Source organism: Clostridium sp. DSM 17811, assembly GCF_018861905.1.
Taxonomy (GTDB): Bacteria; Bacillota; Clostridia; order Clostridiales; family Clostridiaceae; genus Clostridium_AD; species Clostridium_AD frigoriphilum.
In genome coordinates, this window is sequence record NZ_JAHLDU010000008.1 from 184,507 (window position 1) to 209,053 (window position 24,547).

At 29.4% G+C, this 24,547-nt stretch carries 19 protein-coding genes; 14 read left to right on the forward strand and 5 right to left on the reverse strand.

The features are described 5' to 3' along the window. The first annotated feature begins 13 nt into the window (after nucleotides 1-13). Together KPL44_RS12400 and KPL44_RS12405 are read left to right on the forward strand one after the other, a co-directional pair. The gene (locus KPL44_RS12400; RefSeq protein WP_216250587.1) at nucleotides 14-901 is read left to right on the forward strand and encodes an ABC transporter ATP-binding protein; all 888 of its coding nucleotides are present in this window, start codon (nucleotides 14-16) and stop codon (nucleotides 899-901) included. Next, entirely contained in the window at nucleotides 898-2,799 is a 1,902-nt protein-coding gene (locus KPL44_RS12405) for an ABC transporter permease subunit (protein WP_216250590.1), read from the forward strand. The genes KPL44_RS12400 and KPL44_RS12405 overlap by 4 nt, the downstream gene beginning before the upstream one ends. Here KPL44_RS12405 and KPL44_RS12410 read toward each other — a convergent pair. After that, a complete protein-coding gene (locus tag KPL44_RS12410; protein ID WP_216250594.1) occupies nucleotides 2,764-3,903 on the reverse strand; it encodes a sugar diacid recognition domain-containing protein in 1,140 nt (379 codons plus the stop codon). The genes KPL44_RS12405 and KPL44_RS12410 overlap by 36 nt on opposite strands. A gap of 348 nt (nucleotides 3,904-4,251) precedes the next feature. Between KPL44_RS12410 and KPL44_RS12415 the strand changes: the two genes are divergently transcribed. Next, the gene (locus KPL44_RS12415; RefSeq protein WP_216250596.1) at nucleotides 4,252-5,427 is read left to right on the forward strand and encodes an SAM-dependent methyltransferase; all 1,176 of its coding nucleotides are present in this window, start codon (nucleotides 4,252-4,254) and stop codon (nucleotides 5,425-5,427) included. 48 nt (nucleotides 5,428-5,475) lie between these two features. Here KPL44_RS12415 and KPL44_RS12420 read toward each other — a convergent pair whose 3' ends face one another. Then, nucleotides 5,476-6,687, reverse strand: coding sequence for an Nramp family divalent metal transporter (locus tag KPL44_RS12420; protein WP_216250681.1), 1,212 nt, complete (start codon nucleotides 6,685-6,687; stop codon nucleotides 5,476-5,478). A gap of 256 nt (nucleotides 6,688-6,943) precedes the next feature. Between KPL44_RS12420 and brnQ the strand changes: the two genes are divergently transcribed. From brnQ to KPL44_RS12460, 8 genes are all read left to right on the forward strand, one after another. Beyond that, the gene (brnQ, locus tag KPL44_RS12425; RefSeq protein ID WP_216250598.1) at nucleotides 6,944-8,203 is read left to right on the forward strand and encodes a branched-chain amino acid transport system II carrier protein; all 1,260 of its coding nucleotides are present in this window, start codon (nucleotides 6,944-6,946) and stop codon (nucleotides 8,201-8,203) included. A gap of 360 nt (nucleotides 8,204-8,563) precedes the next feature. Continuing rightward, nucleotides 8,564-11,047 (forward strand): glycosyl hydrolase, encoded by a 2,484-nt coding sequence (locus KPL44_RS12430; RefSeq protein WP_253201745.1) that lies wholly within the window; start codon nucleotides 8,564-8,566, stop codon nucleotides 11,045-11,047. Nucleotides 11,048-11,137: 90 nt separating this feature from the next. Further along, nucleotides 11,138-12,832: a polysaccharide lyase family protein gene (locus KPL44_RS12435; protein WP_216250600.1), complete on the forward strand. Its 1,695-nt coding sequence runs from the start codon at nucleotides 11,138-11,140 to the stop codon at nucleotides 12,830-12,832. Nucleotides 12,833-12,901: 69 nt separating this feature from the next. Further along, nucleotides 12,902-14,440, forward strand: a complete 1,539-nt coding sequence (locus KPL44_RS12440) for an MFS transporter (RefSeq protein ID WP_216250603.1) — start codon at nucleotides 12,902-12,904, stop codon at nucleotides 14,438-14,440. 61 nt (nucleotides 14,441-14,501) lie between these two features. Further along, nucleotides 14,502-15,302 (forward strand): polysaccharide deacetylase family protein, encoded by an 801-nt coding sequence (locus KPL44_RS12445; protein ID WP_216250605.1) that lies wholly within the window; start codon nucleotides 14,502-14,504, stop codon nucleotides 15,300-15,302. 223 nt (nucleotides 15,303-15,525) lie between these two features. Continuing rightward, the gene (locus tag KPL44_RS12450; protein WP_216250609.1) at nucleotides 15,526-16,125 is read left to right on the forward strand and encodes an AlbA family DNA-binding domain-containing protein; all 600 of its coding nucleotides are present in this window, start codon (nucleotides 15,526-15,528) and stop codon (nucleotides 16,123-16,125) included. 179 nt (nucleotides 16,126-16,304) lie between these two features. Continuing rightward, on the forward strand, nucleotides 16,305-16,970 hold the full coding sequence (locus tag KPL44_RS12455) for a tetratricopeptide repeat protein (RefSeq protein ID WP_331702051.1): 666 nt from the start codon (nucleotides 16,305-16,307) through the stop codon (nucleotides 16,968-16,970). A gap of 158 nt (nucleotides 16,971-17,128) precedes the next feature. Then, nucleotides 17,129-17,299 (forward strand): hypothetical protein, encoded by a 171-nt coding sequence (locus KPL44_RS12460; RefSeq protein WP_216123284.1) that lies wholly within the window; start codon nucleotides 17,129-17,131, stop codon nucleotides 17,297-17,299. 9 nt (nucleotides 17,300-17,308) lie between these two features. Here KPL44_RS12460 and KPL44_RS12465 read toward each other — a convergent pair whose 3' ends face one another. Together KPL44_RS12465 and KPL44_RS12470 are read right to left on the reverse strand one after the other, a co-directional pair. Beyond that, a complete protein-coding gene (locus KPL44_RS12465; protein ID WP_216250611.1) occupies nucleotides 17,309-17,776 on the reverse strand; it encodes a hypothetical protein in 468 nt (155 codons plus the stop codon). Between the two features lie 176 nt (nucleotides 17,777-17,952). After that, entirely contained in the window at nucleotides 17,953-18,804 is an 852-nt protein-coding gene (locus tag KPL44_RS12470; protein ID WP_216250613.1) for a methyl-accepting chemotaxis protein, read from the reverse strand. Nucleotides 18,805-19,113: 309 nt separating this feature from the next. Here KPL44_RS12470 and KPL44_RS12475 point away from each other — a divergent pair, with 309 nt between their 5' ends. Genes KPL44_RS12475 through KPL44_RS12485 form a run of 3 tightly spaced genes read left to right on the forward strand, consistent with a single transcriptional unit; the run spans nucleotide 19,114 to nucleotide 22,695 of the window. Further along, nucleotides 19,114-19,803 carry a response regulator transcription factor gene (locus KPL44_RS12475; RefSeq protein WP_216250616.1) on the forward strand — a complete coding sequence of 230 codons (690 nt, stop codon included), beginning with the start codon at nucleotides 19,114-19,116 and terminating at the stop codon, nucleotides 19,801-19,803. After that, nucleotides 19,778-21,193, forward strand: coding sequence for a HAMP domain-containing sensor histidine kinase (locus KPL44_RS12480; protein WP_253201746.1), 1,416 nt, complete (start codon nucleotides 19,778-19,780; stop codon nucleotides 21,191-21,193). Before KPL44_RS12475 ends, KPL44_RS12480 begins: the two co-directional genes overlap by 26 nt. 38 nt (nucleotides 21,194-21,231) lie before the next feature. Then, nucleotides 21,232-22,695, forward strand: coding sequence for a hypothetical protein (locus KPL44_RS12485; protein ID WP_216250619.1), 1,464 nt, complete (start codon nucleotides 21,232-21,234; stop codon nucleotides 22,693-22,695). Between the two features lie 28 nt (nucleotides 22,696-22,723). Here KPL44_RS12485 and KPL44_RS12490 read toward each other — a convergent pair whose 3' ends face one another. Beyond that, on the reverse strand, nucleotides 22,724-23,677 hold the full coding sequence (locus KPL44_RS12490; protein ID WP_216250621.1) for a polysaccharide deacetylase family protein: 954 nt from the start codon (nucleotides 23,675-23,677) through the stop codon (nucleotides 22,724-22,726). Nucleotides 23,678-24,547 lie beyond the last annotated feature (870 nt).

Below are 24,547 nucleotides of genomic sequence, written 5' to 3' on the forward strand. Positions count from 1 at the left end.
AGGGGGGATAAACATGTTCATAGAAATATCTAATTTAAAAAAGCAATATAATAATGGACCAATGGCGCTTAATGACATATCTCTACCCATTGGAGAAGGAGTTTTTGGACTTTTGGGAGAAAATGGTGCAGGGAAAACTACATTAATGCGAATTCTTGTAACGTTAATGAATCAAACTAGTGGTACAGTTAATATGGATGGTACAATTATTAGTTCAAAAAACGCCTCAAAAATAAAATGTAAAATTGGTTATTTACCTCAAGAACTGGGATTACATCCTAACCTAACAGTTCGTGAAACCTTGGATTACTTCGGAATATTATCTTTAATGAGTCTTTCAGATAGGAAGCAGCAAATTGATAAATTACTGGTTGAAACAAATCTAGAAGAACATGCCAATAAGAAAATCAAGCATTTATCAGGCGGAATGAAGCGTAGAGTAGGATTAGCTCAAGCAATGCTAAATAATCCTTCACTATTAGTAGTAGATGAACCAACTACTGGTCTTGATCCAGAAGAACGTATTAGAATTCGAATGCTTTTAAGCAAGGTTTCTAAAGGGCGAACTATAATCTTATCGACCCATGTAGTGGAAGACGTCGCAAGTATTTGCAATAAGCTAGCTATCATGGAAAAAAGTAAAATAATATTTACTGGATCGGTTCCTGAATTAATTAATATTGCAAACAATCATGTTTTTACAAAAAATGTTCAGAATGAAGCTGAACTAATTCAATTTAGCAAACAACATACTATTACAAATAGTGTTTACACCAGCAAAGGTATATGTGTTCGTTTTATAAGTGATTTTAAAGTAGAAGATTCGGTAACTGAAAATCCTAACATAGAGGACGCTTATATTTATGTAAGAAATATAATACAGAAGAAGGTGAGTAAATGAAATCTTGGTTAGAAATTGTTGGTTTTGAAATAAAGATTCAAGCTAAAAGCAAATTCTTTTGGCTATTAACTTGTATGCTATTGGTGTTATCTATTGGTGCTAGTATTAAATATTTTAATCATTATCAACTTAAGACGCCAGCAGATTTAACTAGTATATTAAGTTCTAGTACAGCAGGTGATGTTTCAATACCTGTTTCAGGTAAAGATCGAAATACCTATTTTATAAAAGGAATTTCCAATAGATTTATAGAGAATAACAAGCAGGATTCAGATAAAATTATTAAATGGCTATCACTAAAAATTTACTCGCGCGAAACATGGACAAGGGATAGTCTTATAGATCTTCAGAGCCAGCTGTATCAGAAATTTCCCTCAGTTAACCAAAATGAATACAGTCAGGATATGCTTTATAAGAATTATACATTGAGTGCGGATAAACTGGACGCAACATATACTGAATTTATGAGTTATTTACATAAAACGAATCAAACATTTTCTAATTCTTTTGCACGTCAATATGCCCAAGATACTGCTATGTATGTATCAATTATCTTTATACTCTTTTTTGCATTTCTTTTCCAAAAGGAACTGCAACCATCGCTGCATGATCTGTTACTTTCAAAGTCAATATCAAATTTAACGTATATTACAGGAAAATTTGCAGGTGCATTTTCAATGTGTTTATTTGCAATAGCATTTGATACTCTGATTTTTAGTGTATGGGATATAATATTTTGTTCTAAATTGGGAATGCCCTTATATCTAGGTGCATTATGGACAAATATATTATTCTATACCGTTCCAACCATTTTATTTTACGCAAGTCTTATGGTTTTAGTTTCTCTTTTATTTAGAAATGGATTTGCTGCAATACCACTTTTTTTTATAACTATATTATCTTCTATGATGACAACAACATTATCAGATGGTACTTCAGTGCAATGGATGTGGCTTGCCCCAATTATATCATATGATAATTTTTATCAGTTAGTTCCACATAGTCAAATGCAAGCCTATATTATCAATCGTATTGGGCTTTGTATTTTAAGTGTGATTTTCCTTTTAACATCTTGTCATATTTGGGCTAGAACTAGCGAGGCTGGAAAACAAAGTAAAAAGTTTAAATTTTTTCATACTAGCTTAGTAAGAGATTCAAAACCACAAAAAAAGAGTGGAGCTTTTGCGTTTGTAAAATATAATGCCAAGATAGCGGCCTCACCAATTCAATTATCTGTTGCATTTATATTACTAATTTTTACTATAACCACAATACTTACTGAAAACAGGGGAGTAACAGAAATAGGCATGTCAATTTTAGGGAATATAGCATGGGCATCGGTAATTGTATTTTCAAATATTTACAGTATAGAATATTCACATAAAACTATGGATAATTTTTATTTAACTAATAGAAATAAATTGGGAATCATGGCTAGGAGAATATTCATCAACTTATGTTTTATATTTATAATGGTCAGTGTTGTATTTTTTATTGATTTATTCTTAGTTGATAAACCAGGTAGTGTTATAGGTACAGTTATTTTAATTAGCTATTTTAAGACGGTTATTACTTGCATGTCATGTTCGCTTTTTTTCGGGGTGTGTTCCATGACAATTTCTAATTTTTTCTGTACTGGTATAGGAGGCATAGTTGGAGGCTTTTTAATTAATTTTCTTTTTACTTCCACTGCAGTTGCTAATAGATATTCCATATTTAATATTTATATTTCAAATTTATATTATACAAATATTAATCAAGATCGTGAACTATGGTGGAAAAGCGCAATTATTTTCATAGGAATATCACTTATGATATTTATGTTAAACAAATGGACGATTTATCGTTCAAATAAAGTTGAATTAAGAGTTAAGCATAGCACTATAAAGCCAAAATAGGTCAGTGTAGTTTCTAGGGTTTTTATTTGTAATTTTGTGAATTTTATTTAAACGATATCTAATGGTATTTCTATGAATGAATAACCTATTTGATACATTGTTAAGCTCTCCATTTTCTTCTATTAAAACTTTTAAAGTTTCTCTTAATACTCCATCATTATCATTTGAAGCTACTAATTTGTAGGTTTCTGCTAATTCATCGATCTTCCATTTTTCATTGTTTTGAGAGAATAACATCTCAGATTTTAGTGAATTAAAAAAATAAATATTATGGTTAGGGTAGATTTTTTCACCAAATATAAGTGTTTCTTTAGCAATACTATAAGATTTATACATGTCATTTAAGTTGTCATACGTTTTTCCAACTGATATCTTTACAGTAATTCCTAGTTGAACACATATTTTTTGATTGATTTCCTTTATTTTTTCATTATAATCTTCAATTTCATTGTTAATATGCAGACATTTATGTAATACAACAATGGTTTGCGAATTAATTATTGTTGCTAATGATTCCATAAATGTTACTTCTAATAGGTTTATTATTACATTTAGTATATTTAAATCAATTTTATCTGAATTATCGTCAAAATTTACTTCAATTATAAATATAAACATAGGATAATTGTATGGAATTTCAAATCCCTTTATATGTTTTTTTAATAAAGAAAGAGAATCTTGTTTATTATATATAAGTGCTAGCATAACTTCTTGCTTCATTCTCTTGTTACTTTCGAATTCTGTCAATACATGTTCTTGTTCAATCATCATTTCTGCTGTCATTTTAATTAATTTACCATAGCCTAAAACATCACTAGGTTTCCCTGTAATACCAATTACTCCAACTACTCTATTCTGAAATTCTATAACTAGGTTAGTTCCGGAATGCACGCCGTTTAATTTCTCACTTCCGTGTTCACTAACACTAAATTCTGAATTTCTTTTAAGTGCTATTATTGCTCCTTCATGTATATCTCCAATTCTGTTTTTATCTCCTGACGCTATAATAATGCCTAATGTATTGGTTATAATTATATTATAATTAACAGCGCTCATAGTCCTTTCAACAATATTTTTAGCTAATTTGCTGCTTAAGATTTCCAATAAGTACATCTCCTTTTAAGTTATAAAAATAGATACGATAAATTAAATCATCGATGTGCATATAAACAAAATTAACGTTCATTATTTGTACAATTAGATATTGATTATTAAATTAAAAAGCATGATAATATATATATAACGTTAAGTAATCTTTTGATTTTACTATAAAAAGCACTATTATTATTAGAATTATATTAATTTAAATAGGGGTGAACAAGGTTAATTATATTTTAATATTGTACAAATTGATATAGTGGATTTGTGTAAATGCATAACTAATACAATTATATTTTTTAAAATAATAAATAAGTAAATTAGATTTAATATTTAATTAAGGAGTGATAAATTTTGGTTGGTGATAAATTATTTTATAAAACTTTATTCAAAGATATATTTTCTAATCCCTTTGAAATTAAATTTTGGGACGGGGATATAGAAAAATTCGGTGAGGGTGAAAGTAAGTTTCAACTTATTTTTAATGAACCGATATCAAAGGGGGATGTTGTAAATGATCCGTCCATAACGCTTGGAGAAGCATATATGACAAAAAAATTAGACATAAAGGGTAATGTACAAGAGGTTATAGAGTCCCTATACAATAACGAAGAAAGCTTTCTTTGTAAAAGTGAAAAATACGAAAAACTCATAAAGAAGTTTAAAAGCAGTATAAAAAGAAGTAAGGATAATATACAATTTCATTATGATATTGGAAATGATTTTTACAAACTATGGCTTGATGATTCTATGAATTATTCCTGTGGGTATTTTAAAAATGATACGGATACTTTAGACGAAGCTCAAAACAATAAAATAAATCATATTTTAACAAAATTAAACTTAAAAGAAGGACAAAGTTTACTTGATATAGGATGTGGATGGGGAGAACTTATAATTAGGGCAGCAAAACAATATAAGGTAAAGGCTGTTGGAGTTACTTTAAGTTTAGAACAACTACAAAAGGCTAATGAAAGAATAAAAGCTGAGGGACTAGAAGATTTAGTAGAAGTTAAACTTCAAGATTACAGAGAAATAAAAAATATGAGTTTTGATAGAATTGTTAGTGTAGGAATGCTCGAACATGTAGGACTAGAAAATTTATCTGAATATTTTCATATAGTAAATGACTTATTAAAAGATAAAGGACTTTCTTTACTTCATTGTATAACAGCGGTAAATGAAGGTGGTAATAATACGTGGATAGATAAATACATTTTTCCAGGTGGACATGTACCTGCGATTAAAACTATAATTTCAGATATAGCAGAACTAGAACTTGAATTAATTGATATAGAAAGTCTTAGAAGGCATTATGGAAAGACACTTGAACATTGGGCTGAAAACTTTGAAAATGCTCTTCCTGTAATAGAAAAGACTAAAGACGAGACATTTATAAGAATGTGGAGATTATATTTGAATGCCTGTGCTGCATCATTTAATTGTGGTAATATTAATGTTCATCAAATATTGTTTGCAAAAGGTGTAAATAATGAATTACCTTTGACCAGAGACTATATGACTAAATGAAATACTAAAGGCAACTAATAGTTGCCTTTTTTTGATTCTTATTTAAATTTACAATATATAACTTAATAATAGCGTTATATTAAGTGCAGCTACTATAAGTCCAATAATCCAAAGAGTAATTTTATCAAATCTAGTATTAGCATATTTGCCCATAACTTTTTTAGAAGAAGTTAAATATATCTGAAGGAATATAGTTATAGGAAGTTGTATACTTAAGAACATTTGTGAGTAGATGAGACCTTTAAAGGGCTCCGATATAAAAAATATAGCTATTGTAGCACCAACTAAAGTAATTCCTACGCCTAGCTTAGTATGAATATCATGAATATCATATGGTTCCCCAAATATTCCCGCAAAAATACTACCACCGGCCATACCAGCAGTAACTGACGAAGATATTCCGGCAAAGAGTAGCGCTAAAGCAAAGACTACTGAAGCTATGCTTCCAAGTAATGGCGTCAGCATTTGCTGAGCTTGATTAAGCTCTGTAACTTGAACCTTTTGTGCGAAGAAAGTAGCTGCGGCAATAAGTATCATAGCACTATTTATAGCCCAACCTACCATCATTGAAAAAAAAGTATCCATAAATTCATATTTAAGTTGTTTTTTTATTACATTTTCATCTTTTAGATTCCATTGACGACTTTGTATTATTTCCGAATGAAGAAATAAATTATGGGGCATTACAACGGCGCCTAGAACACTCATTATTATTGGGATAGATCCTTTAGGAAAAGAAGGTTTAACCCAGCTTATCATAGCTTTTCCCCATTCGATATGTACAAGGCTTAATTCGAATATAAAAGATATTCCTATTATAGAAACAAAGCCAATAATCCATCTTTCTAGTTTCTTATAAGAATTTGTAAAGAGCATCCATAAGATCAAACCTAAAACTAACACTGTTCCGAGTTTTATAGGTATACCAAATAACATATTTAAAGCAATAGCACCACCTAAAAGTTCTGCAAGGGCAGTAGATACTGCAGCTAGCACAGCGGAACCAAGTACAAATTTGTTCAGTCTTGGTTTTAATGTAGCAGTAGATGCTTCTGATATGCAATTTCCTGTAACAATCCCGAGATGGGCAGCATTATGCTGAAGAACAATAAGCATAATAGTTGAAAGAGTTACCATCCAAAGTAAAGTATATCCAAAATTAGCACCAGCAGAAACGTTTGCGGCCCAATTTCCAGGGTCTATAAATCCTACGGTTACTAATAACCCAGGTCCAATGTATTTAAAAAAATCTAATGCCATAAGTTTAGGTTTATGGTCTTTTTTTGATATAATTTTATTAAATGGAAAATTCACTATAACACATCCGTTCTTTTTGTTGTATAATATATATTATAAAGTAATTATTATTTAAAGCAACATTAAAATAGTAAAATCACATTTATACATAAAATAAAGATTAAATTTTTTAAAATTATTTATGTTAATTAAGACGGAGGTTATTTAAATCAAAAATTCAACAAAACATTCAATCGTTATAGGTTCTGCATTATTTGCAATGTTCTTCGGTGCAGGAAACCTAATTTTCCCACCAGCATTAGGAAGGGCAGCTGGAGATTCAATTCTGTATTCAATTATAGGCTTTCTTATTACAGGAGTTGGCATTCCCATATGTGCTATAATTGCTTGTGCTAAAATCAATGGTGATTTCAAAAAAATGGCAGATAGAGTAGGCCCAATATTTTCTGTAATAGTCTCTATAGCCTTAGTTCTTATTATAGGGCCTTTATTCGCAATTCCAAGAACTGCCGCAACAACTTTCGAACTGGGGATACATCCCTTATTTCCATCAATTGGACAAAATATATCAATTATAGTGTTTTTTGTAATAGTGCTTGCATTTGCGCTTAAACCTTCTTCAATAATTGATAATATAGGTAAAGTACTTACACCAGCACTTTTATTAATGCTAGCTATAATTATAGTTAAAGGAATAATAGAGCCTATTGGACCAATTGTAACTACATCTTACGAAGGTGGATTCTCAAAAGCATTAATAGAAGGATATCAGACAATGGATGCTATGACTGGTGTTATATTTTCATCAATAATTATTTCGTCTATTAGAGCAAAAGGTTATAAAAGCCCAAAGGATATAATGAAGATAACTTTGAAATCAGCTTTAGTGTCTTTAATCGGTTTATCTTTTGTGTATACTGGGCTTATGTACCTTGGAACTCAAACAACTACATTGTTTTCAAAAAGTGTATCCAGAACTAGTTTGGTTACATCAATTGTTAGATTAGACCTAGGTAGTATTGGTAGTGTTATACTTAGTTTATGTGTTACTCTTGCATGCTTAACAACTGCGATAGGAATCCTTTCAGCTGGATCAAAATTCTTTGCTAAGCTTTTCAAGGGCAAATTATCTTACGAAAGCATTGCTATTGGAATTGCTTTAGTAAGTGGGGTAATGGCTACGAAGGATGTTGATAGTTTAATTAAATTGGCAAATCCGGTTTTGAAAATCATATATCCAATTGTAATTGTTTTAATAGTTACTACTTTACTTGGTGATATAGTGAAAAATAATAAGGTAGTTACTATAACTACATACACAGTTTTAATAGTAAGTGTTTTAAATACTATAAATGATTTAACAGCAAATAGCATTGGATTTTTCAAATATGTTCCTCTATCTAGTGTAGGATTTGGATGGATTATACCAGCTATAATTGCTTTTGTAATTTCTAATAGATTAGTTAAATCAAATCAGGAAAACAAATCTGTTATGCCAAACTTAAATCAGGAGTTGTAGGAAGTGTAAAATTAAGAATAAAAACTACTTAAGCGGCTAAAGTCCTAAATTACATGGGGCTAAGGCCGTTTAATTTTTTTGTAATCTCTTGGTATTGTAGAAAATTACATGTTCTTGATTTTTTCATTTATTTTATAAAATAAATTTACTATGATTGACTAAAACAAAGAAAAGAAAGGAAAAACAAACAAAACAAACAAAAAAACTATTGACTTTGTGTTGGAAGAAAAGTATGATTGTGTAAATAAAGGAATATAAATGTTTAAAGTAATAGATAACACACGATAAAATATAAAGTAAAAGAAAAATTAGAAAAAATGTAGGATGATAATACATTTTATTATGAAGGGATGTTTGATAATGATTGAAAATCAACGAAATGAATTTATTAATCCTTTAAATGAATATACGCCAATCCCTTTTTGGTTTTGGAATGATGATCTAGATAAAAATGAAATTATAAGGCAAATCAATGATTTTTCAAATAAGGGAGTTAGTGCATTTGTTATTCATCCAAGGATAGGAATACCTAAAAATATTGAATATCTTTCAGATAAATTTATGGGTTTTGTGCGCTCAGCTATTGAGGAAGCAGAAAAACTTAATATGAAGGTAGTACTATATGATGAAGCTATGTATCCTTCAGGGTCGGCTCATGGGATGGTTGTAAAAAATAATCCGGAGTATGCAAGCAGAGGACTCAAAATGATTGAATATAAATGTCACAATGAAACAATAATAGAATTTCATGAAAAAGATGGGGAAAGTTTAGTATCAGCTTTAGCAATTAAAAAAGTTGAAGATAATAAATTTGATAGTTCCCAGATAAAAAAAATAATATGTAAGCATAATAAAGTAACATTTGTGCCTCCAGGTTTGGGTGATTGGTACATAATTATTTTTGTAGAGGCATATACCGAAGGGACTATAAGAGGAATACATTTTGGTGAGGATGATGGTGAACTAGAAGCTCCAGCTTCAAGTGATTTACTTAATCCTTATGCGGTACAATCTTTTATCAGTTTAACGCATGAGAGGTATTATAAAGAATTTAGCGAATATTTTGGGAATGTAATAACAGGAGTGTTCACTGATGAACCAGACATAATGGGTAGAGGTAATCACGGTAATATGATAGCTTGGACAAGAGGGTTTCTTGAATTTTATATTAACCAGGGTGGAAGAGAGGAAGATTTACCAGCATTGTGGTTAGAAGGCACTACAGAAAATATCAATATTAAAACTAGATATAATAGAGCCATAAACAAAAAATTAGAGTTATCTTACTATAAACCTATAAGCGAATGGTGTGAAAAACATAATATTGAACTTACAGGACATCCTCATGAAAGTGATGATATTGGATTACTTAAGTATTTTCAGGTGCCAGCTCAAGATATTGTATGGAGATGGGTAGCTCCAGAGGATAATAAGGCTATTCAGGGAGAAAATACTACTATGGCTAAGTGTACTTCTGATTCAGCTAGACATAGAGGTAAAAGAAAAAATGGAAATGAATGTTTTGCTTGTTGTGGAGCAAATAAAATAGAATGGTCATTTGCAGTTGACGATATGAAATGGTTTATGGATTGGTTATTTGTAAGAGGTGTAAACCTTTTATATCCTCATGCTTTTTTCTATTCAATAAGAGGGCAGAGAAGAATAGGAGAAAGACCACCGGATGTAGGACCAAATAATATATGGTGGCCGTATTACAACCAAATTTCACAATATATGAAGAGAATGAGTTTTATAATGACGGATAGTTACAACGTAACGGATATTGCTGTATTATGTGAAAATCATAATTTGCCTTGGAAGAGCGTTAAGCCGTTGTATGAAAATTCTATTGAATTTAATTATTTTGAAAAGGAATTGCTAATGTGCGATTTATGCGACATAAGTGATGGAGCTGTTTACATTCAAAAACAAAAATATAAGGTTATTATTATTGAGGATGTAAGTAGTGTTACTGAAGAAATAATAAAACCATTGGAGAAATTTTCGCAGGGTGGCGGAACGATCATTATAAACAATGCAAAGGGATATAACATTAAAATAAAAGATACTATAGTTATTAAAGAAGCAATAGAGATATTAAACGTGATTGATGGTTTAAATAGCCGTGATTTGTTTACTAATCATAATCAAAAATCATTAAGAGTAAGCCACGTAGTTAAAGATGGTGTGCATTATTATGTTCTTGTAAATGAAGGTGAAGAAAAGATAAAAGATATTTTAAATATAAAAAATATTGGATATGTTGAGAAATGGGATGCATGGAAAGGGAAAACCTTTCAACAAAAGGTATTAGAAATAAATGGTGAATATATAAAAATACCTATAGAAATAAATAGAAGAGAAAGTGTTATATTCGTTTTAGATACTTCGAAGGTTCCAATGATTGGTGATAAAAAAGAAAAATTCAGCAATTGTTATACTATGGATATAAAATCAGATTGGAAGGTTTATGACCAAGAAAATAGGCTTGTAAAAGAAGGAAAACCAACACCTTGGAACGAATGGGAAGGATTTAAAAATTATTCTGGAACCATGATATATAGCAATCAATTTGTAATTGAAAATAGAGAAGGGATAAATGAAATACAACTCGAACTAGAAGAAGCCCACGAAATCGTGAAAGTATTCATAAACGAAAAAGAAGTAGAGATTAAAATGTGGGCACCATATATCTTTGACATCTTAGATTATGTTAGTTCAGGCTTAAATATATTGACTATTGAGGTCACGAATTCATTAGCTAACAAAATCTGTAATGCTAAACTTAAATCGGGTATTGTAGGAAGTGTAAAATTAAGACTTAATTTATTTAGTTCATGTTAACGTTAACAAATATCTACGTAAATAGGTATGGTTATATAGATCATTCATATGATGATTTTAAGAAACTATTATATTAAAGGATGTGAAATAATGGATGATGAAGTTAAACTAATTGTAAATGGGCTAAAAAGTATAATATCAAATGGAATATTAACTGTGGAATTTAATGAAAATGCCGTAGCTACATCTTTAGTTAAAAACAATAAGGAGTTAATAAAAAATCTTAATGGAGCAGATAATGATCCAGATAAAAATCATACATTTTATCTTGATTATCATGCAGAAGGAAAATTCAGAAATTTTAAAGCAGCGGAATTAAAAGTAATAACGAATAATAAAGATGAGGTGCATATAACATATATTGATAGGACAAGCTTATTGTATATAGAATATAACATAATTATGAAAAAAGGTGAAAGTGGTATTTACTCTTATGCAGTTGTAAAAAATAACATAAAAAAGGAATTTAGGTTAAGCGAGTTAAGAACGGTGTATAGATTAGATTATAATATTTTTGATCATGCTTATAATTCAGAAAGAAAGGGAAAACAACCAACCCATGATTATTTGAATAAAAATAAAAAAATTCAAGATGAAACTTATGAGTTACCAGATGGAGAAATGTATACCAATGGAAAAGTATATTCTAAGTATGATTATGTAGGGTATTTTAAAGATAATCACTTTTGGGGTCAATATGGTAAGGAATTTGGATTTTGGTTTATTCCAGTAAGTACAGAATACTATCCCAGTGGTCCTCTAAAACAAGAGCTATTAGTACATTATGATTCTATTATATTAAATTATATGACTGGTGCTCATTTCGGAACAGGGGATTTTAATGTTCCAACGGATTGGGAAAAGATGTATGGACCTTGGTATATTTATATAAATTGTGGTAATGAAGAAGAAATGATTAATGACGCTAGAAAAAAAGCGAATACAGAAGAAAAAAAATGGCCTTATACATGTATAAATGAACCGTTATATCCTTTAGACAGAAGTAATGTTAGTGGGCAATTAATTATAACTCATAATAGATCGAGTGAAGAGGCTATGGTAGTACTAGCTAAATCGGGTGGAGAATTTATAAGGCAGAAAGGTGATTATATATTCTATTCACAATCTGATAAAGAGGGTAAGTTTTTAATTAATAACGTTAGACCGGGCACATATACATTATATGCTTATGCTACCAAAGGTGATGTTACAAGGCAATTAAGTAAAGATTATATAGTTGTTGGAAATGATAATTTAGATTTGGGGGAGATTATTTGGAATCCACCATATCATAAAAATAAACTATGGCAAATTGGAAAGGCTAATCGTACGGCGAAAGAGTTTAAATTTGGAAATGAATTAAGAAACTATAAGTGGAAGGATATGGTTCCTGAGAATTTAGATTATGTTATAGGAAAAAGTAAAGAAAGTGAAGATTGGTATTATGCGCAAACAAAGCCGGGAAATTGGAATATAAAATTTAATATGGATAAAAATTATGAAAAAAGATTCTATCTTACAATATCAATTGCATCGGCTACTAAAAACAAAATTGATGGAAAAGTGGAGCCTACTTTAATTGTTAAAGTTAATGGTAAAGTTGTTAAATCTACTGATTACATTAGTGATACATCTATTTATAGGTCAGCAATGAAAAGTGGCTGGTATCATTTAGAAGAGGTGGAGTTTGGTTCTAATATTTTAAACCTTGGGGAAAACGTTATCACATTTACAACATGTAATGCAGCTATAATGTATGACACCATAATATTAGAGAGTAATTAAATAATGCAGCTACCCAGGAGATGATTTAACTGAATTATAAAATAAAATTTTTAAAAAGGGGATTAGGATATGTTATTAAAGACTAATGGCAAACTTAAAATGATAAATAAAATAGGGTTTTCATCATATCAATTGGCAGGTGTTAGCGATGTTTTAGTAAATGCTTGGCAAATGTACTTTTACACAACCTTTTGTAATGCATCTATAGTTACAGTTACTTTGATGATTACAATAGGTAAACTTATAGGGGCTACGCTTACACCTGTAGTTGGATATATTAGTGATAATTTGTACAAGACAAGGTATGGTAAACGATTTGGAAGAAGGAAAGGTATTCTATTAATTGGAATACCATTAAAGGTACTAACTTTCCCGTTATATTGGATACCTAATATGCCTATAGCTTATTATGCTTCAATAATAATTATCACGTCCTTTATAAATCCTTTACTTGCCGTTCCACAGGCAACTTTTGCAGCTGAAATGTCAGAAAATCCAGTTGAACGTGCTGAACTAATTGGTTTTAATCAGATTGGTGCTGCAATAGCAGGTATATCTTCTTCATTGATTATAATAAAATTATTTGATGTCTTTGGACAAAACAATGCTGGAACGTTTTTTATAGCAGCTATTATATATGATGTAATATCACTTATAGCGTTCACATGTTTCTATTTGTCGGTATACGAACGTCCTGTAAATGAATCGAATGTTAAAGTTGCAAGAGGAAAAATGTCATTAAAAAATGGTTTTTTAGGTATAATTAATGATTTTGCATCTACTATAAAGATAAGATCCTATAGACTTTATCTATGTATGTATTTATCAGAACAAATGTTTAGATCTTTAGCAGGTACAATAAATACTTATTTTATAGTTTTTGTATTACTTTTAAATCCAAAGTCAGTTTCAATTTCAACTAGTGTCGGATTTGTTTTTGGAATTATGTTTTTAACCTTTTATATATGGTTAACAGCTAAAAAAACTGGTACATTTACCTATAGAATAGGAGGTTTTGCAACAATAATAGTTCTTGTATGTTTTATGAGTCTTGGTATAATTAGACCTACAAACACTAATATATTCCTAGTTATTTTAACCGTTGCATTGAATTTTGGAAAAACAGGCTTAGTTAATGCTGCACAATTTTTATTTACATTTATGCCAGACATTGATGAAATGATTACGGGGAAAAGAAGAGAAGGTGCATATGCTGGGGTTAACACTTTCTTAGATGTAATCTTTTCTACTATTGAAGTAATGATAATTGGACTAATTTTGCAAGCAGCAGGTTTTCTTAAAGGTGCGAAAGTTCAACCACAGATTACAGTACATGCTCTTTTGATTTTGTATACAGTTGTTCCGATTATATTAGTTATAATAGGTATAATATCATCTTATAAACTTAACTTAACTGTAAAATCACATATGATATTAGAAGAAGAAGTAAATAGATTGAAGAATGGTGGATTAAAAGAAGATGCCACTGAAGAAATCAAAGTCATAGTTAAAGATTTAACTGGATTTAATTATGAAGAGTGTTGGGGAAATAACAATTTATTAAAATATGAGCATGAAAATAGAGTACAAATTAATAAACAAGGCTAGTAAAAATAATATTTCTTATTATTAAAAAGGCATATTAAATTAGAAAAGAGAGGATTTTAAAATGAATACTATTATAAAATGTTTTCCTAATGGAAAATTTAAAGCATTAACCATGAGTTATGATGACGGAAAATTGGCTGATAAAAGGCTAGTCAAGATTTTTAATAAATATGGTATAAAGGGTACATTTCATTTAAATTCAGGTTTCTTGGATTCAGAAGACCACGTAAAGAAAGAAGAAGTAAAAAAGCTATATGAAGGTCATGAGATTTCATCACATACGCTAACTCATCCAACAATAGCTAGATGTTCTAACGAAGAAATAGTAAAACAGACATTAGGTGATAGAGAAAATCTTGAGGAGCTTGCAGGATATACAGTAAGGGGGATGTCATATCCCAATGGATCATATAATTCAAATATAAAATCTATGTTGAAATACTTAGGAATTGAGTATTCTAGAGTAGTTGGAAGTAAGGACAATTTTGATTTGCCAGATGATTTTTATGCTTGGCAAGCAACTTGTCACCATAACCATAATCTGATGGAAAATGCTGAAAAATTTGTTCCATTATTTAAAAAACAGTATCTGTACCTTATGTATGTTTGGGGACATAGTTATGAATTTGATAGGGATAATAATTGGGATTTGATAGAAAAGTTTTGTAGCTATGTATCTAATAAGGATGATATTTGGTATGCAACTAATATAGAAATAGTTGATTATATGAAATTGCTTGATAATTTGAAATTTTCATCAAAAGGTAATTTTGTTTATAATCCTTCTTTTAAATCTGCATGGATTAGTTTTAATGATCAAATAATAGAGATAGAAGGTGGATCTCAAGTAGAATTATTCTAAAGATTAAAGGTTTTAATTTACAGTTTAAGAAATATTTTAAAAAAAAGTAATTGAGAAAAGTCTAGAAAGGGATTATAATCACTTTCTAGACTTTTTTTATATTGTTTAAATTTTGTTTTTTTGTTTATAAAGTAATAACAACATAATAATATATGGTCGTAAAGAACTATTTTCAAACGATAACTATTATTATCCAAAAGGTAACTTAGAGGTGGTGAGAGTTTTGTCAATTAACCATGAAAATTTAAAAGATGAAATTGTTAATCTTATTAATAAGGGAGACTCTGATAGAGTAGAATTTAAAAATCATAGTGGGGGACCCAATTTATTAGGTAAGATTATCTCTTCTTTTGCAAATGCATCAGGTGGTAAATTGATTTTGGGGGTAAATAATAAGGGCAAAATCAATGGATGTAATAAAAATGATGTAATGGAAACTTTTAATAAAGCTAAAGAAAAATTGATACCATGTCCTATTGTTTCAATAGAATTTATTGAAATAAATAAAAAAGTACTGGCTATCATTTCTATAGAGAAAACTGAAAAAATAATTTCGTCTAGTTTAGGGGTATTTAAAAGAGTCAACAATTCAGAAGAAATTATGGTAACAGAAGAGATAAAGAGCAAACAGCTAAGTGCGGTTAAAAAAGATGAAATTAACGATACCGTTGGAGAAATGGCTCAGCAAATTTCGCAACTTACAATTACATTAGAAGAAACTATACAACAATACAGAATCCAAAATAAACTAAGTAGAAAAATTATTGAATGGATAGCCTGTGGAATAATTGGAATTGTTTTATCAATCTTTATTCATTTATAGGGTATAACAGTATTCGATGAAATATAATTTTATACCATTTAAAATTTAAATCACTCCACTATAAGCTATTTTTGAGAGAATCGGCATAATTTCAAAAGCTACTGAGGATACTATAGTAGTAATATATATCCTAGGTTGTAAAATGAAATGGCTTGTAAAACCTCTTACCGGGAGGGAAGGTGGAGAAAGTGAAAGTAAAAACATTTAAAATTAAGTTAATAATTTTTACTGTTATTTGTGCTATGGCAGCAGGGATAGTAGTCAATGCCAAAATTAAGAATAGTAATGTGATTGAAATAAATGATAAAAACGAAATTAAAAATAAGCAATTACAGGAATGTGAAATTAAAAACCAAGCAGATTTAGAAAAGAGATGGAAGATAGGATATGACCAATTTTTTGAAGGTGAATATGCGAAAGCTATTGCAACTGAGAACCAAGTTTTAAAGGAAGATTCTAAATTTTATAAAGCATATGCTGTAAAAGGAATTGCATTAGCTTATAATGGAGATTTCAAGGGAGGTATGCAGCAGATTGATAACTCCTTAAAATTGAAACCTGATTATGGATATGCAAGATTTAATAAAGCACTAGCTTATGAATTATACGGATATTATACTGAAGCTATCAAGTGGTACGAAAAGGATTTGGAATTGGAAGAATATGAATGGACTTATTATGGTATAGCCAGTATTTATGGAAGAAAAGGTGATATTAATAATACCGTTAAGTATCTGAAGTTAGCTATTGCTATTAATCCAAACATTAAAAATGAAGCAAAAAACGAAAAAGATTTTGAAAATGTAAAACAATATAATCAATTTAAGTTATTAATAGAAAAATAGAATTTATTTTGTACTATTCAAAGGAATGTTTGTAAGGTATAATGAATCAGTAAAATAACAAGACATACCTTGGTAGTATTTATTGTGAATATTAATTTAGAAGGTATCGGAATAAGATATTTTTAAAGATGTGAAAAATAAAAAAAAGAGGTGAAAACATGAAAAATGATATAAATAAAAATATGGAAATAATGAAGAAAGTTATTGAAGAAAAAAAAGCAAAATCTTCTATGCAAAAAAATAGTAGACGAGCATCAATCCATGGAACACAAAGTTCATCATCAGGTAATGGTGGAGGTTTAGTTGGTAAAAATAACAGGGGACAATAAGTTCCCTTGTTATTTTACAATCTTTTCAAGAGACGTAACAAGCTTTTCTTTATTAATAATCATATCAGATAACGTTTTATATGTTTTTGTATTTATATCACTTGCATCTCTAAGAAACCTGCCTTGAATGTCCATAAGTAAAGACTTTGCATCTCGCTCTAAGTTAAGAGAAAACTTTAAATACTCTTTAATATTATTAATATCTGTAGCACATATTTTTTTATTAAACTCATCTATTAAAAAAGACATTTTATCATATATATAGAAATCAATTTCTTCGGTGTTAGATTCACTTACTGCACTTTTCAACTCCTCATAATAGTTAATAGAGTTGCTTATTTCTTTTGCTAAGACCTTTGACATTGTTTCTATAAATGGAATATCACATTTTATTTGTCCTATGCTTTCATATATATCCTTTTTTCTAATAGCAATATTTATAGACTTGTTAATTAAATCTATAACGTTATATCCCATGAAATCACTCCTAATATTATTTCTAGTTTAGTATTATGTCTATTTAGCAGTAATAGTTAGCTTACATGGGAATCATAACATATTTCTTATATTGTCACAATAAAATTGTCGAAAAATGTAATTTTATCAAATTATATGGAATGAATTTAAAATTTGTGCTATCTTTATTATAGGGATTAACCAATAACCTCATTAGCGACTAGGTTGAGGGAATCTGCTGAAATAACTAATTCTTCCATGCTGCTGGCCAGTTCTTCTGTAGCAGTGGCCTGTTGTTGCCCTATATCTGATGTTTGGACAATTTTTTCATCAATCTCTTTAACTTTATTTTTTATATTGTTTATGATGGTTTCTACATCTACTATGGAGCTTGAACTATTGCTAGCCATTTTACGGATTTCAGTGGCTACTACTGAAAATCCTTTACCATGCTCTCCAGCTCTAGCTGCTTCGATTGCAGCATTAAGGCCTAACATATTTGAAGTATGTGCCACCCCACGAATTACCTCTATTATTTTTTCGGTTTCATTTATTTGTTCATTTATTTCATGTGATAAAGTTTGAAGAGATGATTGAAGGGTCGACAGTTCGACTGCAGAAGCTGCAAGTTCTTCAATGGTAGCTGATGTTTGTTCTGAGGATGCTGCAACCAATTTAGCAGTACTTATAAGCTTATCACGATTTTCTACGCTAATACCTAAGCCTAACCCTCCTATTATGTTCCTTTTGCTATCGAATATGGGAATAGCCGTAGATTCAAATTCAAAACCAAATGCTTCTTTTGGTACTAAAGCTCTTTGAGGTTTTCCGGAAATAATAGCTTTATATACTGTATCTTCTTTAGGAATATCCATTCCGGTAGATCCAATAGGCATTTTAATTTTTTTGCCTGATATATTTGCTAGAAATTTTTTGGTGTCACTTACTCCTATTATGCAATCTAGTGGGATTAGTTTCTGAAGAGCCGGAGCTAACTCCAAAATAAAATTCATTATATATTCTGATTCATTGTCTTCATTAAAAAGCATGTTACAATTTCCCCTTTCATTTTTAAGTATTGATGTAATTAATAGTCACTCCTTATATATAATATATTTATAAAAGGCAATTCCACTATTATATTATCTTTGTTTTATGGAATAACTTTAGCATTTTTGATAAAACTTATTATGTTTTATCATTATTTTAATCGTTTAAAGATACTTGAACTGTCGTGAAAAAGTATTACAAAGTAATTACAATATTACCACATACAATATTTTGGAGCTCTATTATGTTATAATCATAACTGATAATATGGAAGTTAAAATATTTATTTTAAAGTAAGAGGTGAAATTATGGGGAAAAAAGTGCTCATTATAGAAGATGAGGAATCTATTAGAGGGTTTATTAAAATTAACTTTCAAAGAAACAACTTTTTAGTATTTGAAGCTGTATCTGGAGAAGAAGGTTTAGAAAAAGTCCAAGAGGAGAGACCAGATTTAATAATTTTAGATATAACACTTCCTGGTATGGATGGGTTTAAAACCTGTGAATTGTTAAGAAATGATTTCCCGAATTTAGGCATTATCATGCTTACCGCTAGGGGAGAAGATATGGATAAAATTATGGGCCTTGAGTATGGTGCTGATGATTACATGGTAAAACCATTTAATCCTTTAGAACTTATTGCTAGAGCAAATTCTTTACTTAGACGAATGAATCATAGTGAAGAGAAAAATCCTGAGCAATTAATCTCCGGGTGCTTTATAATAGATACTGTTTCCATGAAGGTATATAAAGATCAACAACTTCTAGATTTAACACCTAAAGAATATTTGATTTTGAAGACATTTATGGAAAATGAGGAAAAAGCTTTTAGTAGAGATGATTTATTAAACTTAGTATGGAATTATGAATACTTTGGAGACTCTAAAATTGTAGATGTTAATATAAGGCGCCTTAGAGAAAAAATTGAAACTAAACCTTCTAAGCCAGAATATATAGAGACGGTATGGGGGGTTGGATATAGATGGAGAAAGAGGTGATATTTTGAGGGGAATAAAAGCCAGACTTGTTTGGAGTTATCTATTAGTGATTGTTTTCACTGTAATCACATTAGAAGTTTTTCTTACCGTTTCTTTAGAAAAATATTACTATCAAAATACGGAATCATTACTTTCAAAACAAATCAAGGGATCTGTCGATTTTTATAATAATTATTTTTCTTCATCTAGCTTAAAAGAAAATGTGGAGAATAATGATGATATTTTTTGGAAAAACACCTCTGCAGAGGTCCAAATTATTGATAACTCAGGAATGATGCTAATGGATTCCATTGGTAATTTTAATAAGGAACATATCGAAGATGATGATGTGGAAAAAGCATTGCAAGGAGAACTTGGAACATTTACTAAGAAAGATAAGGATACAAAGGAAAATTTTATGTACGTTTCTTATCCCTTAAAATCAGCTAATAAAATAGAGGGTGTACTACGTTTTGTTACTTCTTTATCAGAGGTAGATGCACTTATTCATAAAATAGTAATTCTTTTTTTTGGAGTTGGAACTCTTGTAATTGTTATTTCTGGTGTTTCTAGTATATTTATCTCTAATACTATTGTGGGACCATTAGATGAAGTAAATACCCTAGCTAAAAAATTTGCGTCTGGAAACTTTAATGAAAGACTTGAAAAAAGAAGAAATGATGAAATTGGGGAATTATCCGATACATTTAATTTTATGGCTGAAGAAATTCAAAAAAGTCAGAAGCTAAAAAATGAATTTATTGCGTCTGTCTCTCATGAACTTAGAACTCCTCTGACATCCATAAAAGGGTGGGCTTCGACTATTAGATCTGGTAGTTTAGAGGATAAGGAAGAAATTCTAGTCGGACTTAACATTATAGAAAAAGAAAGTGATAGACTTACAGTAATGGTGGAAGAATTGTTGGACTTTTCCAAATTTATATCTGGAAAAGCACCACTTAAAAAAGAATATGTAAATATTCAAAGTATTATAACCTACATAGAAAAACAGTTTATGCCCAAGTCAATACGTCACAATATTAACTTTACTTGTAAAATACAAGAGGATTTAGTCCCTGTTTTTGCGGATGAGAAAAGGTTAAATCAAGTTATTAGCAACATTTTAGATAATGCCTTTAACTTTACAAAAGAAGGAGGCAAAGTAACACTCGAAGCATGTATTGATGGTAATAATATTTGCATTATTGTGAAGGATAATGGAATAGGAATTTCACCGGCGGATTTGCCTAAAGTCACAGAAAAGTTTTTCAAGGGTAGAACAAGTATGTCACAAAATGGGATAGGACTTTCCCTCTGCAAAGAAATTATAGAAATGCATAATGGTAAACTTGAAATTTCAAGCGAATATGGTAAGGGTACAGATGTTAAAATATTTTTACCTCTGACATAAGAAACAATAAAATTTATATATATAAGAGGTGACTCCTGGTGAAAAAAGTATTATGTTTATTTGTTATTATATTTTCTATTATAATTTTTATATGGAGTCAATATGCAGGATTAACTTTAAGTTCTCAAGTATTACATAAAAAGCTTACTGTGTCGCCTATACAAGGAAGTTGGATAGTAGAAAAATATGTTTCTATTGGGGGCACTACAATTGATGATGAAAAAGCAAAACAATTACTTGGAAAGGTTGCTTATTTTAGGGGAGATACAGTTGAGTTTAATGGCAATATATCCAAGGATGTTAAATATAAAGTTAAGTCCGTGAATACTAAAAGTTATTTTTGGAATAGTATAAAAATAAGTGCCAAAAGCTTAGGAATAAAAAATACTGATGTACAAATTATTACTATTAACTCCAATGAAACTTTTTTTGATGAGTACATAAAACTGGATGAGTTAACTCTTATAAAAAACTACGAGGGTACCTTATTATATTTTCACAAAGCAAAAGATTCTTCTAATACCCATTCATATAATAAAGATAACAATACAAAAATTTTAATCAGCAAGGCAGAAAAAGAAATACGATCTAAGTCAGGATTATTACTTGGACTAAGATATGAAAATCCTGAAGGTGAAGATGGGCAGAGTAAATATTCATATAAAACATTATGGATTAGTTCAGTAAATGATAAAATTCTTCCCATTCGGGAAACTAAAGATTTGTTACTTCCAAGGCAAGATGGGTTTTGGAAGGTAGGGATAAGTAATAAAATAGAAAATGGAGATTCGAAGGACATACTTTGGTCTTATCCAATCAATTTACTTAATCCCACCAAACCCATAAATTCAAAAAAAATAAAGTATACTAAAACAGAAGGTAGTATAGCTATTAAATTTGTAGGCAGCAATTATGTTTCTACTGATACTGTGCAGGATGTAAATAATAATGATTTAGAAAAGAAGTACTCTAATAATAAGCTTAAAATATTTCCAATGGATAATCTAATGGGAGAACCTATAAAACTTACAAGCATACTTCCAAGGGAAATAGAAAAAGCTACTTTGCCAGGTACAATTTTACACATAAATAAAAGTACACAAGATGAAAAACTAGAAAAAGTGGATAATAATTTGTGTGTAATAAGAAGAAGTGGACGATGGATACTAAGAGGAAGAATGTCCCAAGCAAATAGCGGAGATTCATTTATAGACTTTGATATTCCTTATGCTACACCTAAATCGTTAACTACCTATGATAATTTGTTTCCTTCTTTTAACGTAATAAAAACAAAGGTACCAAGCGCAGTGGATGCTTATTCATCTCCTAATAGAGATTTTGTTGTTGTTCTAACTAATACAGAATTGATGGTATTTACTATAAAAGGATATAATCTGGGAGAAAAGTCATTAACTTTGAAGTTTAAAGCAGGAGAAATGCCAGTAATGTCCCAATGGGCTACAGGTAGTTATGTGGATGAATGGCAAAAAAAAGTAAAATAAGTGCTAACGCGGCTACGCGCGTTAGCGCTTATTTTATTGTTCTAAATTCGTATCCTTTATCTTTTAAATATTCTATAATTTGAGGTAATGCATTAGCAGTTTGCATTTTACCATAAGTATCATGCATCAATATAACTAATTTTTCTTGCGTTCCAACCTCTTCCTTTAATACGTTAAGTAACTCTTCTGGAGTTTTATTTGGCTTACCTTCTGCATCTTTAATTTCTGCATTCCAATCTATACTAATCATATTTTTTTCTTTTAGCTTTGCATCGAACTCTGGTAAATTCGGATCTCTATAATATGCTCTTGACATATATCCTCCAGGCACTCTTAAAATCCTTGTACTAAAATCTTGACCAAGTATATTTTTTAATGCATCATCGTTTTTTTTCACATCGTTCATGAAGATAGGTACATTAATTATGTTGTTAGGGAATAATGCATTGTGTTCATTATGATTATAAGTATGATTTCCGATTGCATGTCCTTCATTAAATTCACGTTTTACAAGTTCTTTGCTTTTTTCATTTGCTTCTACGTTTTGACCAAGCAAAAAAAATGTTGCTTTAACGTTATTTTCTTTTAGAATATCTAGTACTTTGGGTGTCACAGTAGTAGATGGACCATCATCAAAGGTAAGAAATGCTATTTTCTGATTATCATTTTTCCCTTTGTAATTTAATATATCACTTACTTTTGCAGCATCATAAATATACTTTTCCCCTTCTTTATTTACAGTGAAATTTTTTGTTGGTTCGTTATTAGTTTCATTATTCTTTAATGTACTAGTAGCGTTAGGTTTAGAAGTAGCTGTAGCAGTTACCGTAGTAGTAATTGGTACAATTACTGGTTCAGCATTAACTTCATCTTTAGTAAAACTTTTACCTATTATGATTGTACCTATTAAAATTAAAAAAATGCAGCTACATATTAAACTTATTTTTAAAGGTCTTTTATTAATTCTTTTCTTTTTCTTCATATTCACCACTCCATTAACTAGTATTTATAATTTTATTTTATATAATATGACTGTATATAGTGAAATGTTATTGTATATTTTTTATTCCCTATAAATTATTGCTTTCAAAATATGTTTTTGAATTTAATTACCCCCCATAATTTTAAATTATTCACATTTTTTGAAACATGACAAAATAGGTAAAACTTGGTATAGTTATAATAATGTAATTATTTTACATAAAAGTCATTTATATGACAATATTTTACTATGAATACTATCCCATAAAACCCTCTTTTAATCTATATACTTATAATACTACTTATTATAAACTAAGAGATTACAAAATTATTACAATTTCATTACAGATCATATTAAAACCTTCTTGTGTCTTCTTTTGAATACATTTAGTTAAAAAAACTATAATTTTTATTAATGGAAATAGTAAGTTACTTTACATATATATTAAAAATATTAAAATATATGTGATATTTCATAAGAGTTAAATTAATTTTGCAGCTCAGCAGGAGATGATTTAATGAGACTATTTAAAAGCAATTCCATCAGTAAGCATAAAAGATAGAGATTCATTAACTGTTGTGCAAATGAACGATGAAAAATGTTAAATAACCAATATCAACTGGTTTATAAAAATACTATTATTAATATAGAAGATATGAAAACGTTATATTTTTATTATAAAACAAATTTAAAAAATTATCTAATTGAATTTATGGTTAACATTAGATGAGATAATTTATTATCAAAGATACAACTACATTATACAATAAGGGGGAAGTAAAATGGCTGTGATTAATTGGAGTGGAGCAATATTTGGTTTAATAGTTGCTATAGTTTTAATATTTAGAAAGGTAAGTCCTGTATACGCAC